We start from the raw sequence: 22,641 nt of genomic DNA, 5'->3' as shown, positions 1-22,641 counted from the left end.
ACACCCCAACGTCGACGCCCGGCGTCTGGGCGCCGCAGAGCAGCAACAGACAAGGAGGCTCCCATGAGTACGACCAGCCAGGAATCCGGCGGGCAGCAGCGCACCGTCAGCCTCTCCATCGGGGGCATGACCTGCGCCAGCTGCGTGGCCCGGGTGGAGAAGAAGCTGAACAAGCTCGACGGCGTGAGCGCCTCGGTCAACCTCGCCACCGAGTCGGCCCGCGTCACCGCCCCGAGCGCGGTGAGCGTCGATGACCTCCTGGCCACGGTCGCCCGCGCCGGCTACACCGGCGCCCTGCTGGATGCCGCCTCACCGGATGAGCCGGTCGAATCGGAGGCATCGCCGGCCGGGGAGCCCGCGTCGACGACGTCGGCAGCATCGGTGTCATCGGCAGCATCAGCGTCGGGGCCGTCCGCACCCGGCTCGGCCGAAGGCCGGCGCAGTGCCAAGGGCACGGGCGGCCGCGCGACGCTGTCCATGGCGGCGGCACCGCCGGAGACACGCCCCGGTGCTCCCGTCAGCGCCGGCGGCGCGTCCCCCCGCTCCGCCTCCGGGCAGGACGCACCGACACTGGGCGCCTCGCACGTGGAACGGGCCGCCGACCTGCGCCTGCGGCTCCTCTACTGCCTCATCCTGTCGGTGCCGATCATGGCGATCTCCATGGTGCCGGCCCTCCAGATGCCGGGCTGGCAGTGGACGGTGGCGCTCATGGCGCTGCCGGTGGCGGTCTGGGGGGCCTGGCCCTTCCACAAGGCGGCCTTCCGGGCGCTGCGGCACGGGGCCTTCACCATGGACACGCTCGTGTCGCTCGGGGTGATCGCCGCGACCGCCTGGAGCCTGTGGGCGCTGGTGCTCGGCGGGGCCGGGCACATCGGCATGCGCATGAGCATGGAGCTGCTGCCCCGCTCCCAGGGGCACGCCGCCCACATGTACTTCGAGTCGGCCGCCTGGGTGACCACCTTCCTCCTGGCGGGCCGCTACGCGGAGGCGCGCGCCAAGTACCGCTCCGGCGACGCCCTGCGCGCCCTGCTGGAACTGGGCGCCAAGGAGGTCACCCGCGTCGTCCTCACCTCGCCGTCGGGCAGCCGCGACGCCGCCGACGTCCTCGATGAGGACGGCTCGCCCCGCGCGGAGGCCACCCGCACCGAGGAGCGCATCAGCACCGAGGAGCTGGCCGCCGGGGACCTGTTCCTCGTGCGGCCGGGTGAGAAGGTGGCCACCGACGGCGTCGTCGTCGAGGGCCGCTCGGCCGTGGACGCCTCACTGCTCACCGGGGAGTCCGTACCCACCGAGGTCGAGGCCGGGCAGACCGTCACCGGGGCGACCGTCAACACCTCCGGCGTCCTGCTGGTGCGGGCCACGGCCGTGGGCGAGGGGACGACGCTGGCCCGGATCGGCCGGATGGTGACGGCCGCGCAGGCCGGCAAGGCCCCCGTCCAGCGGCTGGCGGACCGGGTCTCGGGGGTGTTCGTGCCGATCGTCCTGGTGCTGTCGGCCGCGACCCTGGCGGGGTGGCTACTCACCGGCCACAGTCCGCAGGCGGCCTTCACCGCGGCGGTGGCCGTGCTCGTCATCGCCTGCCCCTGCGCGCTGGGGCTGGCCACGCCGACGGCGCTGCTGGTCGGTTCGGGCCGGGCCGCCCAGCTGGGCGTGGTCATCAAGGGCCCCGAGGTGCTGGAGTCGACGCAGGCACTGGACACAATGGTCATGGACAAGACCGGCACAGTCACCCAGGGGCGCATGAGCCTGGAGATCGATGCCTGCCGGGAGGTGGGCAGATCGGAGCCGACGTCATCGCAGGTCCCGGACTCGGCCGGCAGTGGCGAGGTTGGCGCCGGCGCAAGCGGCCAGGAGGACGCCCTCGCGAGCCTGAACCCGCTCGGGGACGAGGCGCTGCGCCTGGCGGGGACGGTCGAGTCCGCCTCGGAGCACCCGGTCGCCGCGGCCATCACGGCGGCCGCCCGCGAGCGCTTGGGCGACCTGCCGGCACCGACCGGCTTCTCCAACCATGAGGGCCGGGGCGTGTCCGCCACGGTGGAGGGGCGCCGGGTGGCGGTGGGCCGGCCGGGCTGGCTCGCCGATGAGATGGGCGCCGAGGTTCCCGAGGCGGTGCGGGCCGCTGTGGAGGGGGCCCAGGACTCCGGGGCGACCGCCGTCGTCGTCGCGGTCGGCGCGGCGGATACCACTGACACCGTCGAGGCTGAGGCAGACGCCGACAAGAAGCCGCTGCAGGCAGTAGCCGTTCTCGTAGTGCGGGACACGGTGCGGCCCTCCTCGCGGGCGGCGGTGGCGGCTCTGCGCGAGCTGGGGATCCGCCCGGTGCTGCTGACCGGGGACAACGCCCGGGCCGCTGAGCACGTGGCGGCCCAGGTGGGGATCGGCGCCGCCGACGTGCGCGCCGAGGTGCTGCCCGCCGACAAGCGCGACGTCGTCGCCGACCTGCAGGCCCAGGGCGCGGTGGTCGGCATGGTGGGTGACGGGGTCAACGACGCCGCCGCCCTGGCCCAGGCCGGCACGCAGGGGCTGGGTTTCGCCATGGGCTCGGGGGCGGACGTGGCCATCGAGGCCGCCGACATCACCCTGGTGCGCACGGACCTGGACGCGGCGGTGGCCGCGGTGCGGGTGTCGCGGGCGACCCTGCGGATCATCCGCCAGAACCTGTTCTGGGCCTTCGCCTACAACGTGGCCGCGATCCCGCTGGCGGCCGCCGGCCTGCTCAACCCGATGATCGCGGGGGCCGCCATGGCCGCCTCCAGCGTCATCGTGGTCACCAACTCCCTGCGCCTGCGCCGCGCCGGTTGACCGGCCGGCTGAGAAGCCGAGGGTACATGCGAGCTCGGCGTCGAGAACCGCTGAACTCACGGTTCTCGACGCCGAGCTCTTGACCGGTCCACGACTCAGCGTCAATGGACCTCACAGACCGCAGAACGAGGGGAGATCCCTCAGCCCGCCTTGGTCAGGTGGGCGATGATGCCATCGATGTCCTGCTGCATCCGCTCCCGGCGCACGATGTGGCCGCCGGCATCCTCGAAACGCTCGTGAGGAATACCCGCCGCCTTCAGCGCTCCACCGAAGTTCCTCTGCGTCGGCAGGACGTTGCTCTCGTTGATGTCGATATCGACACCGGAGACGAGGAAGATGCGCTTACCCCGGTACTTCTCGATGTTCTCCATCGGGTTGTCCGCGGTCACGCGCGCCTCATCCCAGGGAGCCCCGTAGACCATGGCCCCCTTGAGCTCGACGAGCGCGGAGCTCGCATTCGCCCAGTGGGTGATCTTGGAACCGTCCGGACCGCGCAGGTCCGAGGGTCCGGAGTGGCTGGAGACGGAGGCGAAGTGGCCGTGGTACTTGGCCGTGTACTTCAGTGCCCCGAAGCCGCCCATGGAGAAGCCGGAGACGGCCCGTCCGGAGAACTCGGCAATGGTGCTGAAGGTGGAGTCCACCCAGGGGATGAGCTCGTTGATGTGGAAGGTCTCCCAGTTCCGGGGCCCGGCGTTGGAGGCGACCGGGTTGCAGTACCAGCCGGCCGAGCCGCCGTCGGGCATGACAACGATGAGTTCACGCCCTGCGGTCAGGTCCCGGATGCCCTCGTTGTCGAAGGCCCTGAAGTCGGCGCCGACGCCGCCTCCGTGGAGGAGGTAGAGCACCGGGTAGTGGCGCGAGGGGTTGTAACCGTCGGGCAGCAGCACGTTGACGGCAGGGTTGGTGCTGATGGACGGAGTGGCGAACCGGTAGTACTGCATCCGGCCGCCGTCCTGGTGCTCGACGACGTTCAGGCCGGCGGCCTGGGCGGGCGCCGCAGCGGCGACGGACACTCCGGTGCCCACGGCGGCGAGGGCGGCGGCCCCACCCACTCCCTTGAGCATGCTGCGTCGGTTGATCGCCCGGCCGCGCACGGGGCGCGCCGAGCCCTGGGGCGCGAATTGATCTGATGTCTGGTTCATCGGGTGGACAGCTCCTTGTCTTGTGACGGTGCTGGAGAGGAGCGATGAATCGCTCTCGCGGAATGCGCCTCAACCAGCCGGTGGAGGCGGACAGTGTCGGCCCCCGCGGCGCCACGGTGGCCGACACTGTCAGAGCATGCTACAAAAACCGTCCAGATTAAATATATGGATCGTCTTCCCCATGAGCCGATTCACTGCCGAGGCGATGCAGTGCGGGACGAGGTGGCGCCGGCTGCGGTGCTCCCGCTATGCTCACCGCCATGACGACTCTTTCGCCCCAGGCCCGCGCGATGATGGTGCGCACCCTTGGCGAGGGTCGAATGTGCATGCGCTGACAGCGCCAGCCGTCGCTGTCTGACACGTAACGGTGAGAGTCCGAGCCGCTTGAAACCGGCTCGTCGTACTCCGCGGAGGCCCCAACGCCCCCGTGTTCATCCCTTGAGAACCCGCCGCCTCGGCCGGCCCGCGCGCCGGCCGCCCCTGAGCCCGACGCCGCAGCAGCCGCCTTGCGCTCGCGAGTGTCACGCCCCCAGGGGACCCGAGAGGACCTTCTGTCATGCACGCCCACCTCAGCCCCGTCTCCAGCTCCAGCGACTCCGCCGACTCCACCTGTCCGGCCCGCCCGGACCTCCAGGCCCCTCAGGCGCCTGCCACCTCCTCCCCCGCAGCAGCCTTCGCCTCGGCGGACCGCTCCGCCCTCCTCACCGCCCCCGCCGTTGACCCGGCCGCCTTCGACGCGGTCCCCGACCGCCGCGGCACGGCCAGCCTCAAGTGGGACTCCGCCGTCAAGCGCGGCCGCCCCGAGGACGTCCTGCCCCTGTGGGTGGCGGACATGGACCACGCCACCGCGCCGGCCGTCACCAGCGCCCTGCTGTGGCGCACCCGACACGGCATCTTCGGCTACTCCGAGCCCGACGACGCCTACCGGGCGGCCCTGACCGGCTGGTTCTCCCGCCGCTACGGCTGGCAGGTGGAGGCCGAGTGGAACACCGTGACCCCCGGCGTCGTCCCGGCCCTGGCCCTGGCCGTGCGCGCCCTGACCGCGCCGGGCGAGGCGGTCCTCATCGAGGAGCCCGTCTACTACCCCTTCCGCGACGTCGTCGAGGTCAACGGGCGCACCGTGGCCGCCGTCCCCCTCGTGCGTGACGCCGACGGCGTCTACCGCCGCGACCTGGGCGCCCTGGAGGAGAGCATCGAGGCGACCGGTGCGCGCCTGCTGCTCCTGTGCAACCCGCACAACCCGGTCGGCCGGGTCTGGAGCCGGGAGGAGCTCGCGGCCCTGGAGGAGGTCACGTCCCGCCACGGCGTCGTCGTCGTGGCCGACGAGATCCACGCCGACCTGGCCCTGCCGGGCTTCGCGACGACCCCCTTCGCCTCCCTGGGCGAGGCGGCCGCCGCGCACACGATCACCTGCACCTCGCCGTCGAAGTCCTTCAACCTGGCGGGTCTGCAGGTCGCCAACATCCTCATCGCCGACGCCCGTCTGCGCAGGGCCTTCCGCCGAGAGCTGGCCACCACCGGCTACTCCCAGCCCAATACCCTGGGCCTGACGGCCTGCCGGGCCGCCTACGAGAGCGGGGACGCCTGGCTCGACGCCCTGCGCGAGCACATCGCCGCCGCCCGGGCCCATGTCGAGGCGCGCCTGGAGCGGATCGAGGGGATCGAGGCCGCCCCCTGCGAGGGCACCTACCTGCTGTGGCTGGACTGCTCGGGATTCCTTCAGGCCGCCGGGCTCGAGCCCGAGCGGCTCGACGAGGTCATGCTCCACGAGGCCGGCCTCTGGCTCGACGACGGCCGGATCTTCGGCGCCGGCGGCGAGGGCTTCACCCGCATCAACGTCGCCTGCCCCCGCGCCACCCTCGACGCCGCCCTGGACCGGCTGGAGGCGGCGGTGGCCGCCGTGACCGCGCGCGCCGCAGAGCATGCAGAGCATGCCGGGCAGGGCCCCGCCGCCCTGTCCGCCTGAGCCGCTTCGCCCGGGCCGCGCCAAGCGGGCCGGCCCGCAGGCGTCCGGTCACCGGCCACCACCCGCGTCGCCGTCCACCGTCAGCCATCATTCCTTCCCGCCGCTCCCCCGCCCATGAGGAGAAAGCACTCATGACCAGTCCGTCCGCACCCCAGCCCGCCACTCGCCCCGAGTGTCCCGAGCCGCCGGCCGCCCGCACCTTCCCAGTTCACCACCACCCGACGTCGTCGGCCCCGGACCCACAGCTCCGTCTGGAGACGCTGCTGGTGCGCTCGGGCACCGGGACCGACCCGGCCACGGGCGCGATCACAACACCGATCCACCTGTCGACCGCCTACGGCCACCCGGGCCTGGGCGAGTCGACGGGCTACGACTACACGCGCACGGCCAGCCCCACCCGCGACGTCCTGCAGGACGCCCTGGCCCGCCTGGAGGGCGGGACGGCCGCCTTCGCCCTGTCCTCGGGGATGGCGGCCCTGGAGCTGGTGACCCGCACGCTGGCGCCGCACGGCAGCCGGATCGTGGCGCTGCGGGACCTGTACGGCGGCTCCTTCCGCTTCCTGGAGGTCCTGGCCGAGGAAGGGGCGGCCGACGTCGACTTCGTCCTGGGCATCGAGGGTCTGCGCGGGGCGCTGGCCGACCCGGCCGACCTGGTCATCATCGAGACGCCCACGAACCCGATGATGGAGGAGATCGCGATCCCCGAGGCGGCCGAGCTGGCCCACGCCGCCGGGGCGAGGCTGGTGGTGGACAACACCTTCTACACCCCGGTGGTGCAGCGGCCCCTGGAGCTGGGGGCCGACGTCGTCGTCCACTCGGGCACGAAGTACCTGGGCGGGCACAACGACGTCATGGCGGGCGTGGCCGTGGTGACCGACGACGCCCTGGCCGAGCGGCTGAACTACCGGCTCAACACGACCGGGGCGACGCTGGGGCCCTTCGACTGCTTCCTGCTGCTGCGCGGCCTGAAGACCCTGGCACTGCGCATGGAGCGCCACGAGGCCAACGCCACTGCGATCGCACAGTTCCTGCGTTCGAGCCCGTACGTGACACGGGTGCTCTACCCGGGGCACTCGGGCATGGTGAGCTTCGACCTGGCCGAGTCGGTGGACGTGGCCCGCTTCCTGGCCTCAGTGCGGGTGTTCACCTTCGCCGAGTCACTGGGCGGCGTGGAGTCGCTGGTGACGTGCCCGTCGGTGCAGACGCACGCGGACGTTCCGGTCGAGGTGCGCGCCTCCTACGGGTTGAGCGACCGGCTCATGCGCCTGAGCGTCGGCATCGAGCACGTCGACGACCTCATCGCGGACCTGGCCCAGGCCTTCGAGGCCGCCGGCGCCTGACCACGGACTGAGCCGGAACCCGGAACACCGAGGGCGGCCCGCCGGCAGCTACTGGTGGGCCGCGTCGTCGGGGTCGGGGAGTGCCGGACATGGAAAACACCCCGGCTCCGACTGTTCAGCCGATGACGGGGTGTTGGTGCGCCCGAAGGGATTCGAACCCCCAACCTTCTGATCCGTAGTCAGATGCTCTATCCGTTGAGCTACAGGCGCATGTCGTTGCCGACGGGTAGAACACTACTCAGCGTCCACCCAGGGGACAAATCCGTTCCCCGTGAGGATGGGCACAGGGCCGGAGTCCCCGCCGACGACGGGGCTCCGGCCCTGTGGGCGCTGCTGTGGCAGCGGTGCTCACCTTCGAGCCACTGGGCTTCTATCCGACGCCAGTGCCTCCGGCACTCCCGGCGTTGAACGTCCAGCCAAGTGCACCGAGCACGACGACGAAGAGGATGCTCAGGACGGCACCGATGACCGCCCAGATGAGAGTGGCCTTTGCCCAGTTCCTCTTGCTGGCGGAGTGGCCGCTGCCGAAGGCCAGGATCAGCATGTAGATGAGCCCGAACAACGGGATGCCCGCCAGCAGGATCGTCAGCATCCAGCTGCCGACGGAGTCCGCGCTCTCAGACTCCTCAGACCGCGCCGCCGCCAGCGCTCCGCCTCCTGCCGGACGCGCGAACGGCGAGCCCGCCGCAGGAGGAGCCATGTCGGGGAAGGACGGGGCCTGCCCGGCTGCGGCGTCGGAGGAGGGGGCTGAGCCCCACTGGGGCGCCGAGCCCTGCGACGCGAAGGCTGAGGACGACGGCGCGGACTGGGTGACCGCCTGTGTCGCGTCGGGGGCGAAGGCCTCCGTGGCCTGCTCGGCCTCAGCGCGCGCGGTCGCCGTGGGGAAGACCGAGGACATGCCGACGTCCCCGTCCTGACGGCCCCCACTGAAGGGGTGCGAGTGCGGGGCGGGCTGCTGGGCGAAGGGCTGCTGGTCCTGCAGGCCTGCCGGCTGGGCCTGCGGCTGCTGCCCCTGCCAGTGCAGGGTCTCCCGACTCGCCTCGGTCCCTGGAGCCGCACCGGCGGCGGGGGCCGAGGAGGTGCCCGGAGCCGAGGGGATGCCGGGGGCGGACTGGTCGAAGGGCGACGCCGCGGCTGCTGCTGCGGCTGCGACGCCGTCGTCGGCCGTGGGCCCGCCCCAGGCGGGCTGTACCGGCTGGCTGTAGGGCGCCGGCTGGGCGGCATGCTGCGCGTTCGGCTGCTCGGGCTGGAAGGGCGAGGCGGGGGCTCCGAATCCGGCACTCCCGGCCGGGTCGGGCTGGCCGAACTGTGAGGGCTGACTGGGCTGGCCCGGCTGGCTCGCCCCTCCCTGCTGGGTGAAGGAGCCGGCCTGAAGGTAGGGGTCTGCCGACGCCGCACCGGGCTGGGCTGCCGCCTGTGCGGCATGTGCGGAGTAGGCGCGCGTCTGCTCCTCAGGAGGAGGCCCGGCCGGCAGGTCGGGCTGAACGGGGCGCCACGATCCTGCCTGGGCGCCGGGCGCAGCGCCAGGGGCGGAGCCGGGCGCCTGCCCAGTGGCCTGCTGCTCGGCGCGCGCAGCGTCGAGCAGGTCCTGGTTGATGAGGACGGTCCGGGCGTTGAACTCGTCGCCCTGATCGGGGCGGGGCGAGCCGGCGGTCGGCGGCTGGGTTGCGTCGTGGTCAGACATGAGTTCCCTCTCAGTCGAGTACAGCATCACGCTATCCCGGATCGACGCATGAAGACACGCAGGCACCCCGATCGGCCAGAGGCGAACGCCCGATCGCGACCCGATTCACGGGGATCATTCAGCCACTGGGGAGCCGCCGGGGCCGCCGCGACGGACGCCCCGGGGACGACGAGGCCCCGGCACGCCGCTTCGCACCGGGGCTCATCAATCCGGCGGAGATGGGGAGATTCGAACTCCCGAGGGGCTTCCACCCCAACCTCCTTAGCAGGGAGGCGCACTAGGCCACTATGCGACATCTCCATCGCCTTCCCACGGCTCCACCGAAGGACGCACGGGCAGCCTACCGGGAGGATGCCGGTGCGAGCAAACCGCCGAAGACACGGTGCGGGCGCCTCGACCTGCTCACCGCCGTCGGGGCGACGTGTGAGCTGCCGCCTCAACCGCCAGTCATCAGGTCCCATCGGCGCGGTACCGCTCACGTATGAGGTCCACGTAGTCGAGGAGGTCCTGACGCAGGCGCTTGGGGGTGATGACGCAGGCATCCGGGCCGAGCCGAAGCAGAATCGTCATGGCATGCAGGTGGTCCATGAACTCCAGCCGGAGAAAGGTCCATCCCTCATCTTCGGGAGGTTCGCCGTCTGCATCGGTCGTCGTTGCGCGCAATGTCCACTCCTGCACATCGCTCCAGCGTTCATCCCGTACCCAGGCAGTGGCTGTGATGGCCTCGAACCTTTCAAGAAACTCCTCGCGCTGTTTCTGCCATGCCGCGGTCATGTCGAAGCCGGAGTCGTCAGCACACTCCTCAGCGAGTACATCAGCCTCTTCGATCCGAGAGAGCCTGGTGAAGCGAACCTCGGTGCCGTGTGAGGCGCACAGGTACCAGCTGCGACCAGCAGCAACTATTCCGTGCGGATCGACGACGTCCTGCGTCGTCATCCTCGACTTGTGACGGAAGACCATACGCAGTCGATGGCGCGTCAAGACCGCTTCCTGGACAGCATGGAAGACGGCGTCGGCCCGCTCACTCTCGGGCAGGGGAAGCCACCCTTGAGGATCAACCACGACGCGCGAGGCGATGCCCATGGACCGGCTGCGATGGCTGTCGGGGACGGCGGCGAGCAGCTTGCGAGACGCGGAGGCGAGGGCGTCGCCAAGGCCCAGTGGCGCAGCACCCCAGCTGGTGAGACCGGCGAAGAGAGCCCGGCTCTCCTCACGGCTCAGTCCCGTCACGTCAATGCGAAAGCCGGGGTCGATTCTCACTCCGCCATGAGGTCCCCGCTCGCACCATACCGGCACTCCCGCAGCCGACAGCGCCTCAACGTCCCGCAGCACGGTACGCCGTGAGACCTCCAGCCGCTGCGCCAGGTCCTCGGCGGACAGACGACCATGGGTGCGCAGCAGCCAGATCATGGACAGTAGGCGGTCAGCACGCACCGACTCATCCTCGCACGTACGTGACACAAGGTGACACCAATGCTCTCTAACCTCGACGTCGTCCGCCCACCTCGTATACCCGTGAGAGTCTCAGGAGCATCACCATGACGACCTTCGTTCCCAACAGCGTCATCCTCTACGTCTCCGACGTCGAGGCGAGTACCACCTTCTACCGCCGGATTCTCGGTCATGAACCGATCAAGACCTATCCAGGATTCAGCGTCTTCACGCTGTCTGACGATATGACCCTCGGACTACAGGCGGCCGATGAGATTGAACCCGCTGCCGAGCCATACGTAGGCGGGACCGAGCTGAGTCTCAGCAACGTCGAGCGTGCCGATGTCGATCGTCTTCACGCGCAGTGGAAGATGCTGGGCATTCCGATGGTTCTGGAGCCGACCGTCCTCGAGTTCGGCTACACCTTTGTGGCAACCGACCCCGATGGGCACCGCCTGCGCGTGTGCGCCACCGATACCTCGAGCTTCGTCTGACTCAAGGCGCTCGGCGCCCTGCCCGCCACCGGGTGCAGGCATCAATGCGCTGCAGCGCTATGAGTTCATCAAGACAGCTGCTGTCACCTGAGTACGGGTGGGAACCGCCGGCGTTGACAGACCCCGCCCACAGTGCGGAGGTCGGTCATCGAGAGAGCGCTCGGTGACCTTCCAGCCCCAACCCACGGGCGCGATGCGCCTCCAGCGCCTGCCTACCGAGATGCTCACTACCCAGCACCTCGCCGACGACGCGAACAGCCTCATCCCAGTCGATCGGCTCCGGCGCATACGCCTTGGCCAGCGCTGGATAATCTTCCAGGAGTTCTTCACGAACCCTGGAGCTGAGTGGGTTCACACGTCCCTGCGCTCGAGACAGCACCCCATTGATGGCCGCATTCAGAGCAATCCTTCGCCGTCCGGTGATACCGTGCTCGGCCTGGAAGGCCAGGTAAGTCTCTTCCTTCCGATACTGGACCGCTATAGACAAGGTGTGCAAGGCATCCTGCAACTCTTCGATGCGTTGAGACTGCTCATCAACTCGGCGACGTAATTCGTCTAACTCTGCACTAGACTCGGGCATTAACTGCGACCTCCCCTCACTCCTTGCGACAGAAGCCTAGAGTAGCGCCCACATGACCCACTCGACAGAGTCGGCGATAACTTGAGCGGTGCCACCCAAGGAACCTTGAAGCGCATCGAATAACTTCTCGTGAACCTCACGCCCGGCAGGGTCAGATATGCCTGAGCATGCTCACTGAACACTCCCCGCTCGTCGCCGTCGGGACACAAGCTGGCCTTGCCGCCTCGACACCGCGGCTCGCCAACGACTCCTCCACCCAAGCACCCCCTCGCTCCAGCCGACTACTCCACGAGCCTCGGGGACTACTGGCCAAGGGTTGTGCGTACTGCACGAACCCCCGCACCCCGCGAAGTACACCCAACCTTCCTCCAGTAACCCCCGACCTTCGTGCATTGCGCCCAGAAGACGCCGAGAGCCACTTGGGTGACCACATCCGAGCACGAGCAAACCCTCGGCAGCCGAATTGCTACCGAGGGTTCGAGTAAGCATGACATGGCGGAGAGGGGGGGATTCGAACCCCCGGTGCGCCAGGCGCACAGCGGTTTTCAAGACCGCCACATTCGGCCGCTCTGTCACCTCTCCTAGTCGCACCCTAGGGGTGCGGCAGGCACAGACCCTACCATCCCTGTGGGCCCCACGGTCACCACGAACCCACCGGTCGTCGACGTCGCGGTCGTACCTTATGCCTCGCGTTCGAGGGGTAGAGGGTACGAACGCACGACCTACCCTACGAACGCGAGCCGCCTGCCCCGACTGCCAGGCTCCGGCCGGCTTCCGCGGCAGGCCCTAGGACCTGCCGAAGAACCCGCGCCGGTGCGGCTTGCTGGCACGCGCCGGCAGCAGCGAGCTCGGCTCGTCGAGCCGCCCCTCGGCCAGGGCCTGCCCGATGGCCGGCCACACCGGCAGGCGCGCCATGAGGGTCGCCTGCAGGGCGTGGTAGATGTCCGGGTGCCCGGCCCAGGTGCGGGTCGAGGGCCGGTTGTCGCGGTCGAGCTCGTGGGTCCACACGCCGGGCGCCTCGATGAGGAACTCCTCGGCGTAGTCGATCCAGGCCCGGTAGCAGTGCTCGTAGTGCTCGACGTCGATCTCCCCGTGCCCGTCGTCGAGCAGGGCCTGACGGATGGCGGCCGACGCCGAGATGCCCTCGCAGACGACCCAGTGCATGCGCTCGTGGACCACCGGCCTGCCGTCGAAGTCCGTGGTGTAGACGAAGCCCGGGGCGCCGTCGACGCGCCAGCCGTCGGTGCGGGCCTGATCGAAGATGTGCTCGGCGGCCTCAAGCATCCAGTCCGGCGCGCTCATGGAGCGGTTGATGAGCGCCCCACGCAGCTGCACGGTCAGGCGCGCCCACTCCAGCGCATGGCCCGGCGTGACGCCGTAGGGCCGGAAGGGGTGGGCGGGCTCGTCGCGGTTGTAGTCCAGGCGCGGTTCCCAGGAGGTGGAGTAGTGCTCGGGCAGGCGCCAGCCGTGCTCGCGGGCCTGGACGTTGACGGCGAAGTCGGCGATCTTCAGGGCCCGCTCCAGCCAGCGCGCCTCGCCGGTGACGTCGGCGGTGGCCAGGTAGGCCTCCACCGTGTGCATGGCGGCGTTGATGCCGCGGTAGTCCTCGGGGCCGGTGAAGTCGGCGGCGTAGGACTCCACCGGCATCTGCTGGGCCTCGTCCCACCAGTAGCGGTCCTGGACGGCGATGGCGTCGCGCAGCAGCTCGTGGGCGCCGGGCCGGTCGGCGGCCGTCGCCGTGGCCGCGGCCAGGAGCACGAAGGCGTGCTGGTAGCACTCCTTACGGGCTTCGCCGTCGATCGGGACGCCCCGCCCCTCGGCGTCGGGCTCGGGGCCGATCGCCGAGTACCAGCCGCCATTGACCGGGTCGCGCAGGGGGCCGTTCAGGGCGCGCACGCCGTGGTCGGCGTAGCGGCGACAGCCGGGGATCCCCATGAGCGCCCCCAGGGAGAAGGCGAATGTCATGCGGCCGGTGATCCACAGCTCGACGGGATGGGAGGGGTCCACCTCACCGTTCTGACCGATCCAGCCGAATCCGGTGGGCACCTGCGCGGCGCGCGCGTAGTGCAGCAGCGCATGCGTCTCGTAGGCCAGCCAACGCTTGTGCTCGGGGGCGCCGAACCATCCCAGTCCCATGAGTCCTCCTTGATCCGCTGGGGATCCCAGGCTATCGACCCGTCTGACGCGGATCAATGCTCCGGATTGCTCTTGAGCGCCTCGCTCCCGCGCCCACTCGACGCTGCCCGCCGGGGACGGCTACTTCTGCTTCGGCCAGGCCGACTCGGCCTGCTTGAGCGCCTCCTTGGGGGTCATCGCCCCGGTCGACCACCGGCTCAGCCCGAGCCACATGGCGCTGCTGCCCACACTCACGGGCATCGAGTCCGAGGCGTCCATCTCCACAGTCGTCTGGCGCGACTGGAGCAGCCGCGTGGCGCGCCGACCGACGTCGCTGGGCGCCAGGTCCGGGTCAACGCCCTGGTTGGCGGTCGCCACCCCGCCCAGCGCCGCCCGCGTGCGGGCCCACTCATGGGAGGTCAGGTACTCCATGACCGCGGTGACCGCGTCCGAGCGGGTGAAGGCCACGAGGTAGTCGGTGCCCACCAGCACGGAGTCCGAGCCGCGGTCCGCCGCCGGGGTGAGGAAGGCCGAGACCTTCGTACCCGCCGGGGCCGTCGTGCCCTTCGACGACGCCGTCGCCCCGGCAGTGGCGCTCGCGGTCGGGCGGGGGGTCTGGACCGTCACCGGGTTGGCGCCGTCGGCGTCGGTGATGACGGTGCCCTCGGGGAAGCGGCTCTCGAAGGACGATGAGGCGTGCAGCATGAGGCAGCTGCCCTTGGTCAGGTCGGCCCCGGCCTGCACGGGGGTGCGGGAGATGACCGAGCCGCGCCCACCGGCGACGTGCCCGTCATCCAGGACCAGGGAGTTGACGGCGGTGAGGGCCTCCACGGCGTTCGATGAGTCGACGGGAACCCGGTGCGAGGCCCAGGTCTCGTAGACGCCGGGCCCCTGGGTGGAGAGCAGGGCGTCCTCGAGCCAGTCGGTCAGCACCCAGCCGGTCGACTCCCCGTCGGCAGCGCCCACGCACCAGGGCGTCACGGAGCCGTCGGGGTGATCGGCACGGACCTTGTTGGTGAGGGCCTCCAGCTCGGCCCAGGTGTCGGGCACCTCGTAGCCGGCCTTCTTGAAGGCGTCCGGCGAGTACCACACGAGGGACTTCACCGAGGCCATGAGCGGGGCGCCGTAGGGCACGGAGGCGTGGATGCCCACCTGGATCCAGTGCCGGTCCCAGCCGGCCTCCACGTTGCTGTTGACACTGTTCGGCAGCGGGTGGACGACGCCGGTGTCCACGAGCTCGGCCACCATGGCGGGCTGAGGCACGATGGCCAGGTCGGGCAGGTTCTCGGGGTTGTCCTGGCTCGACGGCGAGGCCCCCGCGCTGGTGGACAGGTTCGCTCCCGAGCCGTTGAGCAGCTGGGAGCGCAGCTCGGTGGTGCCGGCGTGCTCGACGTTGATGCCCGTGCAGCTCTCGAACTCGGCCACGGAGGCCTCGAAGCGCTCGGCCTCGGTGCCGGTCAGGCCGCTGGAGATGGTGACGGTGGCGCCCTTGTGGCCCTGGTAGGCCTGGTAGGCGGCGCAGCCAGTGGCCGACGCCGAGCCGGACCCGCCGGCTGAGCAGGCGGCGGTGGCGGCGGCCGCCAGGGTCAGGGTGCTGGCCGCGGCCAGGAGGCGGCCGCCCCGACGCAGCCGACGGCTCGCGCGTCGTCGGCCAGGGGCGCTCGCCCCTCCGGACGGGCCGGTGGGGCGAGCGGCGTGCTCGGCGCGCTCCTTGGGGATGGAGTTGTTGCGGGAGACAGGGAGGGGGGACTGTCGCATCAGAGGTGCCTTACTCGTTCGATGAGGGCGTCCAGGACGGCGGCGCAGCCGTCCCGCCACACGGGCTCGGTCAGGATATCGCCGCGGTCGCGCACCCACTGCGGTGCGCTGCCCATGACGACGCCGGCTCCGGCCCACTCGATCATCTCGACGTCGTTGGAGCCGTCCCCGGCCGCCAGGACGTGGGCGGAGTCGGTGCCCAGGCGGGCGATGAGCGCCTCGAGGGCGGAGGCCTTGGTGACGCCCTCGGGGGCGACGTCGAGCCAGGCCGTCCAGCCGATGGCGTACTCCACCGAGTGCAGCCCGGAGTCGGCCACGATCTCGGAGAAGCGCTCGACGGACATGCCCGGGGCCCGCAGGACCACGCGGGTGACCGGCTGGGAGACGAGCTCGTCGAAGGTGACGACCTGCTGGTCCTCGATGAGCTCGCCGTCGGGGAAGAGCCGGGAGACCTTGAAGCCGATGCCGGGGTCCTCCACGGCGATGATCCCGTCGGGCACGGCGGCGTGCAGGGTCTCGATGGCGGTGCGCGGGTCGAAGGTGCGCGAGTCGACCACCTCGTAGCCTCCGGGGGCGTCCGGGTCGAGCCGCAGGGTCAGGGCGCCGTTGGCGCACACCATCCAGCCGGTGGACAGCCCCAGGTGGCGCACCACCGGCATGGCGGCGGCGATCCCGCGGCCGGTGGAGATGACCACGGGGACCTCGTGGGCGCGCAGGCGGGCGATGGAGGCCATGACCCGCTCCGAGACGCGCCCGTCCATGTCGAGGATGGTGCCGTCGACGTCGAGGGCCACGACGAGCCCGTGGCCGGGTGCGAGCCGGGCGCCGCCGGCGGCCTCCAGGGCGTCGAGGTCCTGCATCCGGTCCTGGACGAGGGCGTGGTACTCCTCGTGGTCCAGGGGCCGACGGCGCAGGACACGCTCACCGGTGCCTGCGGTGTCGCCGGCGCCGTCCTCGAGGTGCCCGACGTACTCCGTGGAGCCGCCCAGGCGGGTCAGGGGCTGGCCGGCCGGGGCGATGCCGGTGGCGGGGTTGACGGCCGGGCCGTTACCGGTGGGCCCCGAGCCCCCGGGGTCACTGACGGCGTCGGTCTCGCGGGCGGCACCCGGCCTGGAGGCGGGGGTGGGGTTCATGGGGCCGACCCTCAGGCGGTGGCGCCGACGGGCTCGATGACCTCCAGGCCGCCCAGGTAGGGGCGCAGGCCCGCGGGCACGCGCACCGAGCCGTCGGCCTGCTGGTGGTTCTCCAGGATGGCGACCATCCAGCGGGTGGTGGCCAGGGTCCCGTTGAGGGTGGCCACGGGGCTCGTGCCGCCCTCGCGGCGCTCGCGCACGGCCAGTCGGCGGGCCTGGTAGGTGGTGCAGTTGGAGGTGGAGGTGACCTCCATCCAGCGCTGCTGGGTGGGCAGCCAGGCCTCGCAGTCGAACTTGCGTGCGGCCGAGGAGCCCAGGTCCCCGGCGGCGGTGTCGATGACCCGGTAGGGCAGCTCGACCAGGGCCAGCATCTCCTCCTCCATGGCCAGGAGCCGGGCGTGCTCGGCCTCGGCTTCCTCGGGGCGGCAGTAGGAGAACATCTCCGCCTTGTTGAACTGGTGGACGCGGATGATGCCGCGGGTGTCCTTGCCTGCGGCACCGGCCTCGCGCCGGTAGCAGGTGGACCAGCCCATGTAGCGCTTGGGACCGGCGGACAGGTCGAGGATCTCGTCGGCGTGGTAGCCGGCCAGGGCCACCTCGGAGGTGCCGGTGAGGTAGAGGTCGTCGGCGGGCAGGTAGTAGATCTCGTCGCTGTGGGCGCCCAGGAAGCCGGTGCCGCCCATGACCTGCGGGGTGACGAGGGTGGGGGTGGTCATCGGGGTGAAGCCGTGGGCAACGGCGGCGTCCAGGGCCGCCGTCATGAGCGCCAGCTCCAGGCGCATGCCCCAGCCCTTGAGGTAGTAGAAGCGGGCGCCGGAGACCTTGGCGCCGCGGCGGGTGTCGATGATGTCCAGACCCTCGCCGATCGCCAGATGGTCGGCGGGCTCGAAGCCCTCGGCGGTGAAGTCGCGGGGCTCGCCGCCCTCATGGCGCAGGACGACGTAGTCCTCCTCGCCTCCCGAGGGCGCCCCCTCGATGAGGTTGGCGAACTGGCGGGCCAGGTCGTCGAGCTCGGCGGCGGCGGCCGAGGAGGCGGCCTCGGCGGCCTTGACCTGCTCGGCCAGCTCCTTGGCGCTGGCCAGGATCGCCGGGCGCTCCTCCGGCGAGGCCTTCCCCACGGACCGGGAGACCTGCTTCTGCTCGGCGCGGAGGTTCTCGAAGGCGGCCAGCGACTGACGGCGGGTCTCGTCGGCGGCGATGACGCGGTCGACGAGATCGACGTCGGCACCACGGGCTCGCTGGCTGGCGCGGAAGGGCTCGGGGTTCTCACGAAGCGCACGCAGGTCGATCATGGTCACGAGTGTAGTCAGGACCGCGCCCCAGACAGCATTCGAGCAGCATCCCGGGCGGATCCGGGCCGTGAGCGGCACGGGCGGCGGAGACGGGAAAAGCCGGGGGACGATCAAAGTCACGGGTGAGTGGTCGAGCCGACACCCGAGGGCGGAACGGGCCGGAATCGACGTCGATCCACCGGTGCCACCCAGCCGCCGGGATGACCCGAGGGCACTGAGATCCAGGAATTATCCGGGAGATTGGGTGGTAGGGGCGCGGAGCAGGCAGAGCCGTGATGCATACACGCTCACCCTCGCCCGCACCACCTCCTGACGGCGAACGTGACCCACACCCCTCTACCGACGCAATCCACCTGTGAATAGAATCTATTTCAATCGGTGCACCCTATCGTTCCCGACGGTGTTTCCGGGTCGCCGCGTTGGAGGCTCGCCGACACCTCCCACCGCACCGCTCTCCCCGCTCCTCCCGGCTAGTCGTCTGCCTCCGATTTTCTGTCACTCCGTCATATCAGGCTCGCCGATCGCTGTGAATGCGGGCCCCGACCACAGGACCACAACTCATGCCGACCTCATCATCTCCGTCCTTCTCCCAGCTGCGGGCGTTCGTAGCGCTGTGCGACCACCAGCACTTCGGCGAGGCCGCCACCGCGCTCGGAGTCAGCCAGCCCAGCCTGTCCCAGGCCATCACCGCACTGGAGAAGCGCGTCGGCGGCGAGCTGGTGGAGCGCACCACCCGTCGCGTCCTGGTCACCTCCCTGGGCGAGGCCCTGCTGCCCTTCGCCCGGGACGCCGTCCTGGCGGCCGAGGCCTTCAACGAGGCCGCCTCCAGCCAGGGCGCCACCCTGAGCGGCACGATGCGCCTGGGCATCATCCCCACGATTGCGCCCTACCTGGCCCCCGTTCTCATCGACGGCCTGCGTGAGGCCCTGCCCCAGATGGACCTGGACCTGCGTGAGATGGTCACCGGGGACAACCTCGACCAGCTCGCCCAGGGACGCCTCGACGCCGCCATCATCGCCCTGGAGGACGACCTCCAGCGCACCACCGCGATCCCGATGTTCGACGAGCAGCTCGTCGTCCTCACCGCCGCCGGCCACCCCTGGGCCGGCCGCACGGACGTGAGCCCCGCCGAGCTCGACGGCCAGCCCCTCCTCCTGCTCGACGAGGGCAACTGCCTGCGCGACCAGACCCTGGCCCTGTGCCAGCGCTACGGCTCCCAGCCTCCGGTCGCGGTGGCCACCACCCTGTCGACGGTGACCCGCATGGTCGCACACGGCTCCGGCGTGACGATCATCCCTGAGGGCGCCCTCCAGCTGCTGATCCCCTCCTCGGAGTACGGCGTCGCCCGTTTCGGCGACGAGGCGCCGGTGCGCCACATGGGCCTGGTGCACCGGGTCTCCTCCTCCCGCGGCGCCGACTTCGCCCAGCTGGCCGCCCTCATCTCGCGCCTGGTGAGCGAGGCCGACCTGCCCGTCTCCTCCGCCACGGCCCCGGCTGCGGCCTGAGCCCGCCTCCGGGGCGCTTCTGACCAGCGGCATGCGCTCCCGATCCTCTCGCACTCGCCGGGCCCTCGCGGGCCGTGACCGGGACCGCATGGGCGACTAGCCTGCCCTTATGACGGGCGGCACCGACGGCGGCACCCGGGCGACGATGCGCACCGGGCGGCCGCTGGCCTGCGTCGTCGTCAATCCCTCCAAGCCGCGCGCCACCGCTGCGGTGCGCTCCCGGCTGGAGGATGAGCTGTACGAGGCCGGTTACGCCCGGCCCGTATGGCTGGAGACAAGCGTCTCCGAGCCGGGCACGATGCAGGCGCGCCTGGCCCTGGCCGCCGGGGCCAGGCTGGTGGTGGCCGCCGGCGGTGACGGAACGGTGCGCTCAGTGGCGGCCGGCCTGGCCGGCACCGGCGCCCAGATGGGCATCGTCCCGTTGGGCACGGCGAACCTGGCGGCCCGCAACCTCGGAGTGCCGGTCGGAGACCCGAGGGCCGCGGCCAAGGTGGTGGCCCAGGGGGTTGATCTTCCCGCCGACCTGGCCTGGGTGAGGACCGAGCCCTGGTCCGATCCCGACGTCGACCCCGACCCGGCACCGGGGAGCACCCCCAGAGGACAGGCCGGCTCTGGCACCCTGACGGGCCGAGCCTCAGCAGCCCCGCCGGGCACCCCGCCCACCCGGGCCGACTCCCAGCAGCTGTCGGCTGAGGCGGCCCGGGCCGTGCGCACGATCCAGAGGGCGACCCGCAGGCCCCGACAGTGGACCCGGCCCACGCTCGGCGACGAGCACGCCTGCATGGTGGTGGCCGGGATCGGTTTCGACGCCGGACTGGTGGCCTCCACGCGCCCGGCCCTCAAGGCGAGGGTCGGCTGGGGCGCCTACGCGCTGGCGGCCATGGAGAACCTGGGCTCGCCGCGCATGGACCTGGTGCTGAGCCTTCTGGACGAGGCCGGACAGCGGCGCGTGGAGCGCCTGAGAGCCCGTAACCTGCTGGTGGCCAACGGCGGCCGCCTCCCGGCCGGCATCACCCTGCTGCCGCAGGCCCGCACCGACGACGGCCTGCTCGACGTCGCCGCCATCGACACGGTGGCCGGCCTGGCGGGCTGGAGCTCGCTGGCGCGCCAGGTGCTGCCGCCCTACGCGGCGCGCTACTCCGAGTCGGGTCGCTCCCTGGGGCGGGTGGCGCTGCGGCGCGGCGGGGAGGTGGCCGTCCAGCTCTCGACGCCGGCCCTGGTGGAGGTCGACGGGGACCTGCTGGCGCCCACGCAGGGCATGCGGGTGCGCATCGACCCCGGGGCGCTGCTCATCCGTCGCCCCGCGGCCTGACCCCGGTTCGCTCCTCCCAGAAGCCGGCGACGTCGATCGCCCCGCCGGTGGCCTCGAAGTCGGCTCGCACGGCCCGGCGCAGCTCGGCGTCGTGCAGCCAGTCCAGGGCGACGGCGGCCAGCCCGTAGGCGCCGTCGAGCGCGGCCGCGTCCCCGGTGGGGGCGCCGGCGGCCTCGGTCATGGCGGGGGTGTGGAGGGCGACGTCGGGCCGGTCGGTGACCTTGATGAGCGGGTGGATGCCGGGCACGCGCTGGGAGACGTTGCCGAAGTCGGTGCCGGCGGCGATCGTCTCGGGCAGGACCCCGGTGGCCAGGGGGTCGCGGCCGCGCTCGCGCTGGGAGCGCACCCAGGAGGTCAGCAGGGGGCCGTTGTCCCGGACGGGGACCTCGTTGCAGTACTCGGAGGTGAGGATCTCAACGCCGGTGCCGGTCATGAGGGCGGCGCCGTGGAGGACCTCCTCGACCCGCTCGGCGATCTCCTTGAGGGTCTCGAGGTACTTCGAGCGCACCATGATGGACAGCTCGGTGCGTTCGGGGATGATGTTGGGGACCTGGCCGCCGTCGGTGATGATGGCGTGGAGGCGGTCCATGGGGAGCATCTGCTGGCGCAGCAGGCCGATGCCGGTCAGAGCCAGGGTGGCGGCGTCCAGGGCGTTGCGGCCCATGAAGGGCTGGGAGGCGGCGTGGGCCGGCACACCGTGGAAGATGACGCGCAGGCGGCGCACGCCCAGCCAGGTCTGGTGGGTGACGTCGTGGGCGTAGGAGTGGGTCTGGATGGCGGCGTCGACGCCGTCGAGCATGCCGCGCACGGCCAGGATCTCCTTGGCGGTCGAGTTCTCCTCGGCGGGCGTGGTCTGCAGGACGACGCGGCCGGGCAGGGCGCCCGGGTGGGAGCGGGCCAGGGCCGCCAGGGCGAGGAAGGCGCCCACGGAGTTGGCGCACATGACGTTGTGCCCGCAGCCGTGGCCGATGCCGGGCAGGGCGTCGTACTCGGCGAGGATCGCGATGGTGCCGGCGGACTCACCGGAGCCCGCGGCCGCCGCGTCCGCATCCCCACCCCCGGGGATCTCGGCGCGCAGGGCGGTGTCCATGCCGTAGACGCCGACCTCGGGCTCGATGCCGTGGCGGCGCAGGAGATCGGCGACCGCGGCCACGGCGTGGTGCTCCTCGTAGCCGGTCTCGGGGTGGTCGTGGATATCGTGGGAGAGCTCGACGATCTGCGGGGCCAGCCCGGCGACGACCTCACCCAGGGCGGTGCGCAGGCCAGCGGGGGCTCCGGCGTCGTCGGGCAGGGCCGGTGCCGGGCCGACGACGCCGCGGCGCTCCTCGGTCTCGGCGGTCATGCGCTCCTGGATGGCGCCGGAGGGGACGGTGGGGCGGGTCAGGTCGTTCAGGTCGCGCATGGGTCCATCTTGGCCCAGCCGACCTCCCCGCGCTCAGTCGCGGGGTGCGGCGAGCCGACGGGCCGCGTCAACCACGACGGCGCGCTGTCGCTCGTGCGCCTCCTCATCATCGAGGGGCCCGCACAGCATCCGCGCCACCTGGGGCACGGTGGACCACCAGCCGGTCAGCGACATGATCATGAGCATGAGCGCCCCGGGGTCGACGTCCCGGGTCAGGGCGCCGGAGTCCTGACCGCTGCGCACCCCGGCGATCTTGCGCTGGTAGTGCTCCCGCCGCAGCTCCTCCTCGGGGACCTCGTCGTCGAAGGTGAGGGCCTCCCAGCACAGCAGCCGGATGAGCTCGGGGCGTTGCCGGTGGTAGTCGTACAGGCGCCCGGCGTAGTCCCCCACGTCCTCCCCCACGTCGAAGGCGGGCGGCACGGCCTCGGCCACCCTGGTCAGCTCGTCGCGCAGGACTGCGGAGAACAAGCGGTCCTTGGAGCCGAAGTAGTTGTAGACGCGCTCCTTGTTGACGCCCGCACGCTTGGCGATCCGCTCGATGGTGGTCCCGGCGGGCCCACGGCGGGTGAACTCGGCGGTGGCGGCGTCCTTGATCTTGCGCTTGGTTCCCTCGGTGTCCCAGGCCATGACACTCCGTCTCCCGTGTCCGCGAGCGCCGGCGGCAAACTCCAACGCTACCGTTGCA

Annotated in this window: 16 protein-coding genes and 3 tRNA genes; 6 read left to right on the top strand and 13 right to left on the bottom strand. The window is 71.4% G+C overall.

Annotation, left to right across the window (positions count from 1 at the left end; all coding sequences use genetic code 11):
* Positions 1-63 precede the first annotated feature (63 nt).
* On the top strand, positions 64-2,802 hold the full coding sequence (locus FBF36_RS00440) for a heavy metal translocating P-type ATPase (RefSeq protein WP_138136953.1): 2,739 nt from the start codon (positions 64-66) through the stop codon (positions 2,800-2,802).
* A gap of 140 nt (positions 2,803-2,942) precedes the next feature.
* Here the strand turns inward: FBF36_RS00440 and FBF36_RS00435 are convergent, their stop codons facing one another.
* A complete protein-coding gene (locus FBF36_RS00435; RefSeq protein ID WP_009396065.1) occupies positions 2,943-3,944 on the bottom strand; it encodes an alpha/beta hydrolase in 1,002 nt (333 codons plus the stop codon).
* A gap of 556 nt (positions 3,945-4,500) precedes the next feature.
* Between FBF36_RS00435 and FBF36_RS00430 the strand changes: the two genes are divergently transcribed.
* Together FBF36_RS00430 and FBF36_RS00425 are read left to right on the top strand one after the other, a co-directional pair.
* Positions 4,501-5,910 carry a MalY/PatB family protein gene (locus FBF36_RS00430; RefSeq protein ID WP_138136951.1) on the top strand — a complete coding sequence of 470 codons (1,410 nt, stop codon included), beginning with the start codon at positions 4,501-4,503 and terminating at the stop codon, positions 5,908-5,910.
* A 131-nt stretch (positions 5,911-6,041) separates the two neighbouring features.
* The gene (locus FBF36_RS00425) at positions 6,042-7,250 is read left to right on the top strand and encodes a PLP-dependent transferase (RefSeq protein ID WP_009398259.1); all 1,209 of its coding nucleotides are present in this window, start codon (positions 6,042-6,044) and stop codon (positions 7,248-7,250) included.
* 134 nt (positions 7,251-7,384) lie between these two features.
* Here FBF36_RS00425 and FBF36_RS00420 read toward each other — a convergent pair.
* The 4 genes from FBF36_RS00420 to FBF36_RS00405 form a co-directional block, all read right to left on the bottom strand.
* A tRNA-Arg gene (locus FBF36_RS00420) sits at positions 7,385-7,460 on the bottom strand.
* A gap of 160 nt (positions 7,461-7,620) precedes the next feature.
* Positions 7,621-8,934, bottom strand: coding sequence for a hypothetical protein (locus FBF36_RS13210; protein ID WP_225792397.1), 1,314 nt, complete (start codon positions 8,932-8,934; stop codon positions 7,621-7,623).
* A gap of 213 nt (positions 8,935-9,147) precedes the next feature.
* Positions 9,148-9,234, bottom strand: a tRNA-Ser gene (locus tag FBF36_RS00410).
* A 150-nt stretch (positions 9,235-9,384) separates the two neighbouring features.
* Positions 9,385-10,368 carry a helix-turn-helix transcriptional regulator gene (locus FBF36_RS00405; protein WP_034492724.1) on the bottom strand — a complete coding sequence of 328 codons (984 nt, stop codon included), beginning with the start codon at positions 10,366-10,368 and terminating at the stop codon, positions 9,385-9,387.
* 104 nt (positions 10,369-10,472) lie between these two features.
* Here FBF36_RS00405 and FBF36_RS00400 point away from each other — a divergent pair, with 104 nt between their 5' ends.
* A complete protein-coding gene (locus FBF36_RS00400) occupies positions 10,473-10,859 on the top strand; it encodes a VOC family protein (protein WP_009397139.1) in 387 nt (128 codons plus the stop codon).
* Between the two features lie 145 nt (positions 10,860-11,004).
* Here FBF36_RS00400 and FBF36_RS00395 read toward each other — a convergent pair whose 3' ends face one another.
* From FBF36_RS00395 to serS, 6 genes are all read right to left on the bottom strand, one after another.
* A complete protein-coding gene (locus FBF36_RS00395) occupies positions 11,005-11,439 on the bottom strand; it encodes a hypothetical protein (protein WP_087944018.1) in 435 nt (144 codons plus the stop codon).
* A gap of 493 nt (positions 11,440-11,932) precedes the next feature.
* A tRNA-Ser gene (locus FBF36_RS00390) sits at positions 11,933-12,021 on the bottom strand.
* A 204-nt stretch (positions 12,022-12,225) separates the two neighbouring features.
* The gene (locus tag FBF36_RS00385; RefSeq protein WP_138136949.1) at positions 12,226-13,575 is read right to left on the bottom strand and encodes an AGE family epimerase/isomerase; all 1,350 of its coding nucleotides are present in this window, start codon (positions 13,573-13,575) and stop codon (positions 12,226-12,228) included.
* A gap of 120 nt (positions 13,576-13,695) precedes the next feature.
* Positions 13,696-15,312, bottom strand: a complete 1,617-nt coding sequence (locus FBF36_RS00380; protein ID WP_138136947.1) for an ABC transporter substrate-binding protein — start codon at positions 15,310-15,312, stop codon at positions 13,696-13,698.
* Complete coding sequence (locus FBF36_RS00375) at positions 15,312-16,445, bottom strand: HAD family hydrolase (protein WP_138136945.1); 1,134 nt, start codon at positions 16,443-16,445, stop codon at positions 15,312-15,314. The genes FBF36_RS00380 and FBF36_RS00375 overlap by 1 nt, the downstream gene beginning before the upstream one ends.
* 11 nt (positions 16,446-16,456) lie before the next feature.
* Complete coding sequence (gene serS / locus FBF36_RS00370; protein ID WP_009395699.1) at positions 16,457-17,737, bottom strand: serine--tRNA ligase; 1,281 nt, start codon at positions 17,735-17,737, stop codon at positions 16,457-16,459.
* A gap of 560 nt (positions 17,738-18,297) precedes the next feature.
* On the opposite strand from serS, the gene FBF36_RS00365 reads away from it, so the two are divergent.
* Both FBF36_RS00365 and FBF36_RS00360 read left to right on the top strand, forming a co-directional pair.
* Entirely contained in the window at positions 18,298-19,242 is a 945-nt protein-coding gene (locus tag FBF36_RS00365) for a LysR substrate-binding domain-containing protein (RefSeq protein WP_009395698.1), read from the top strand.
* A 109-nt stretch (positions 19,243-19,351) separates the two neighbouring features.
* Entirely contained in the window at positions 19,352-20,554 is a 1,203-nt protein-coding gene (locus FBF36_RS00360; RefSeq protein ID WP_138136943.1) for a diacylglycerol/lipid kinase family protein, read from the top strand.
* On the opposite strand, the gene FBF36_RS00355 is transcribed toward FBF36_RS00360, so the two are convergent.
* Positions 20,532-21,956 (bottom strand): amidohydrolase, encoded by a 1,425-nt coding sequence (locus FBF36_RS00355; protein ID WP_138136941.1) that lies wholly within the window; start codon positions 21,954-21,956, stop codon positions 20,532-20,534. The two genes, FBF36_RS00360 and FBF36_RS00355, sit on opposite strands and share 23 nt — an antisense overlap.
* Before the next feature lie 33 nt (positions 21,957-21,989).
* Positions 21,990-22,583 (bottom strand): TetR family transcriptional regulator, encoded by a 594-nt coding sequence (locus FBF36_RS00350; protein WP_009395294.1) that lies wholly within the window; start codon positions 22,581-22,583, stop codon positions 21,990-21,992.
* Positions 22,584-22,641: the final 58 nt, after the last annotated feature.

It is taken from the genome of Actinomyces sp. oral taxon 171 str. F0337, assembly GCF_005696555.1.
Classification (GTDB): domain Bacteria; phylum Actinomycetota; class Actinomycetes; order Actinomycetales; family Actinomycetaceae; genus Actinomyces; species Actinomyces oris_E.
This window is presented reverse-complemented; position numbering and strand designations above follow the sequence as displayed.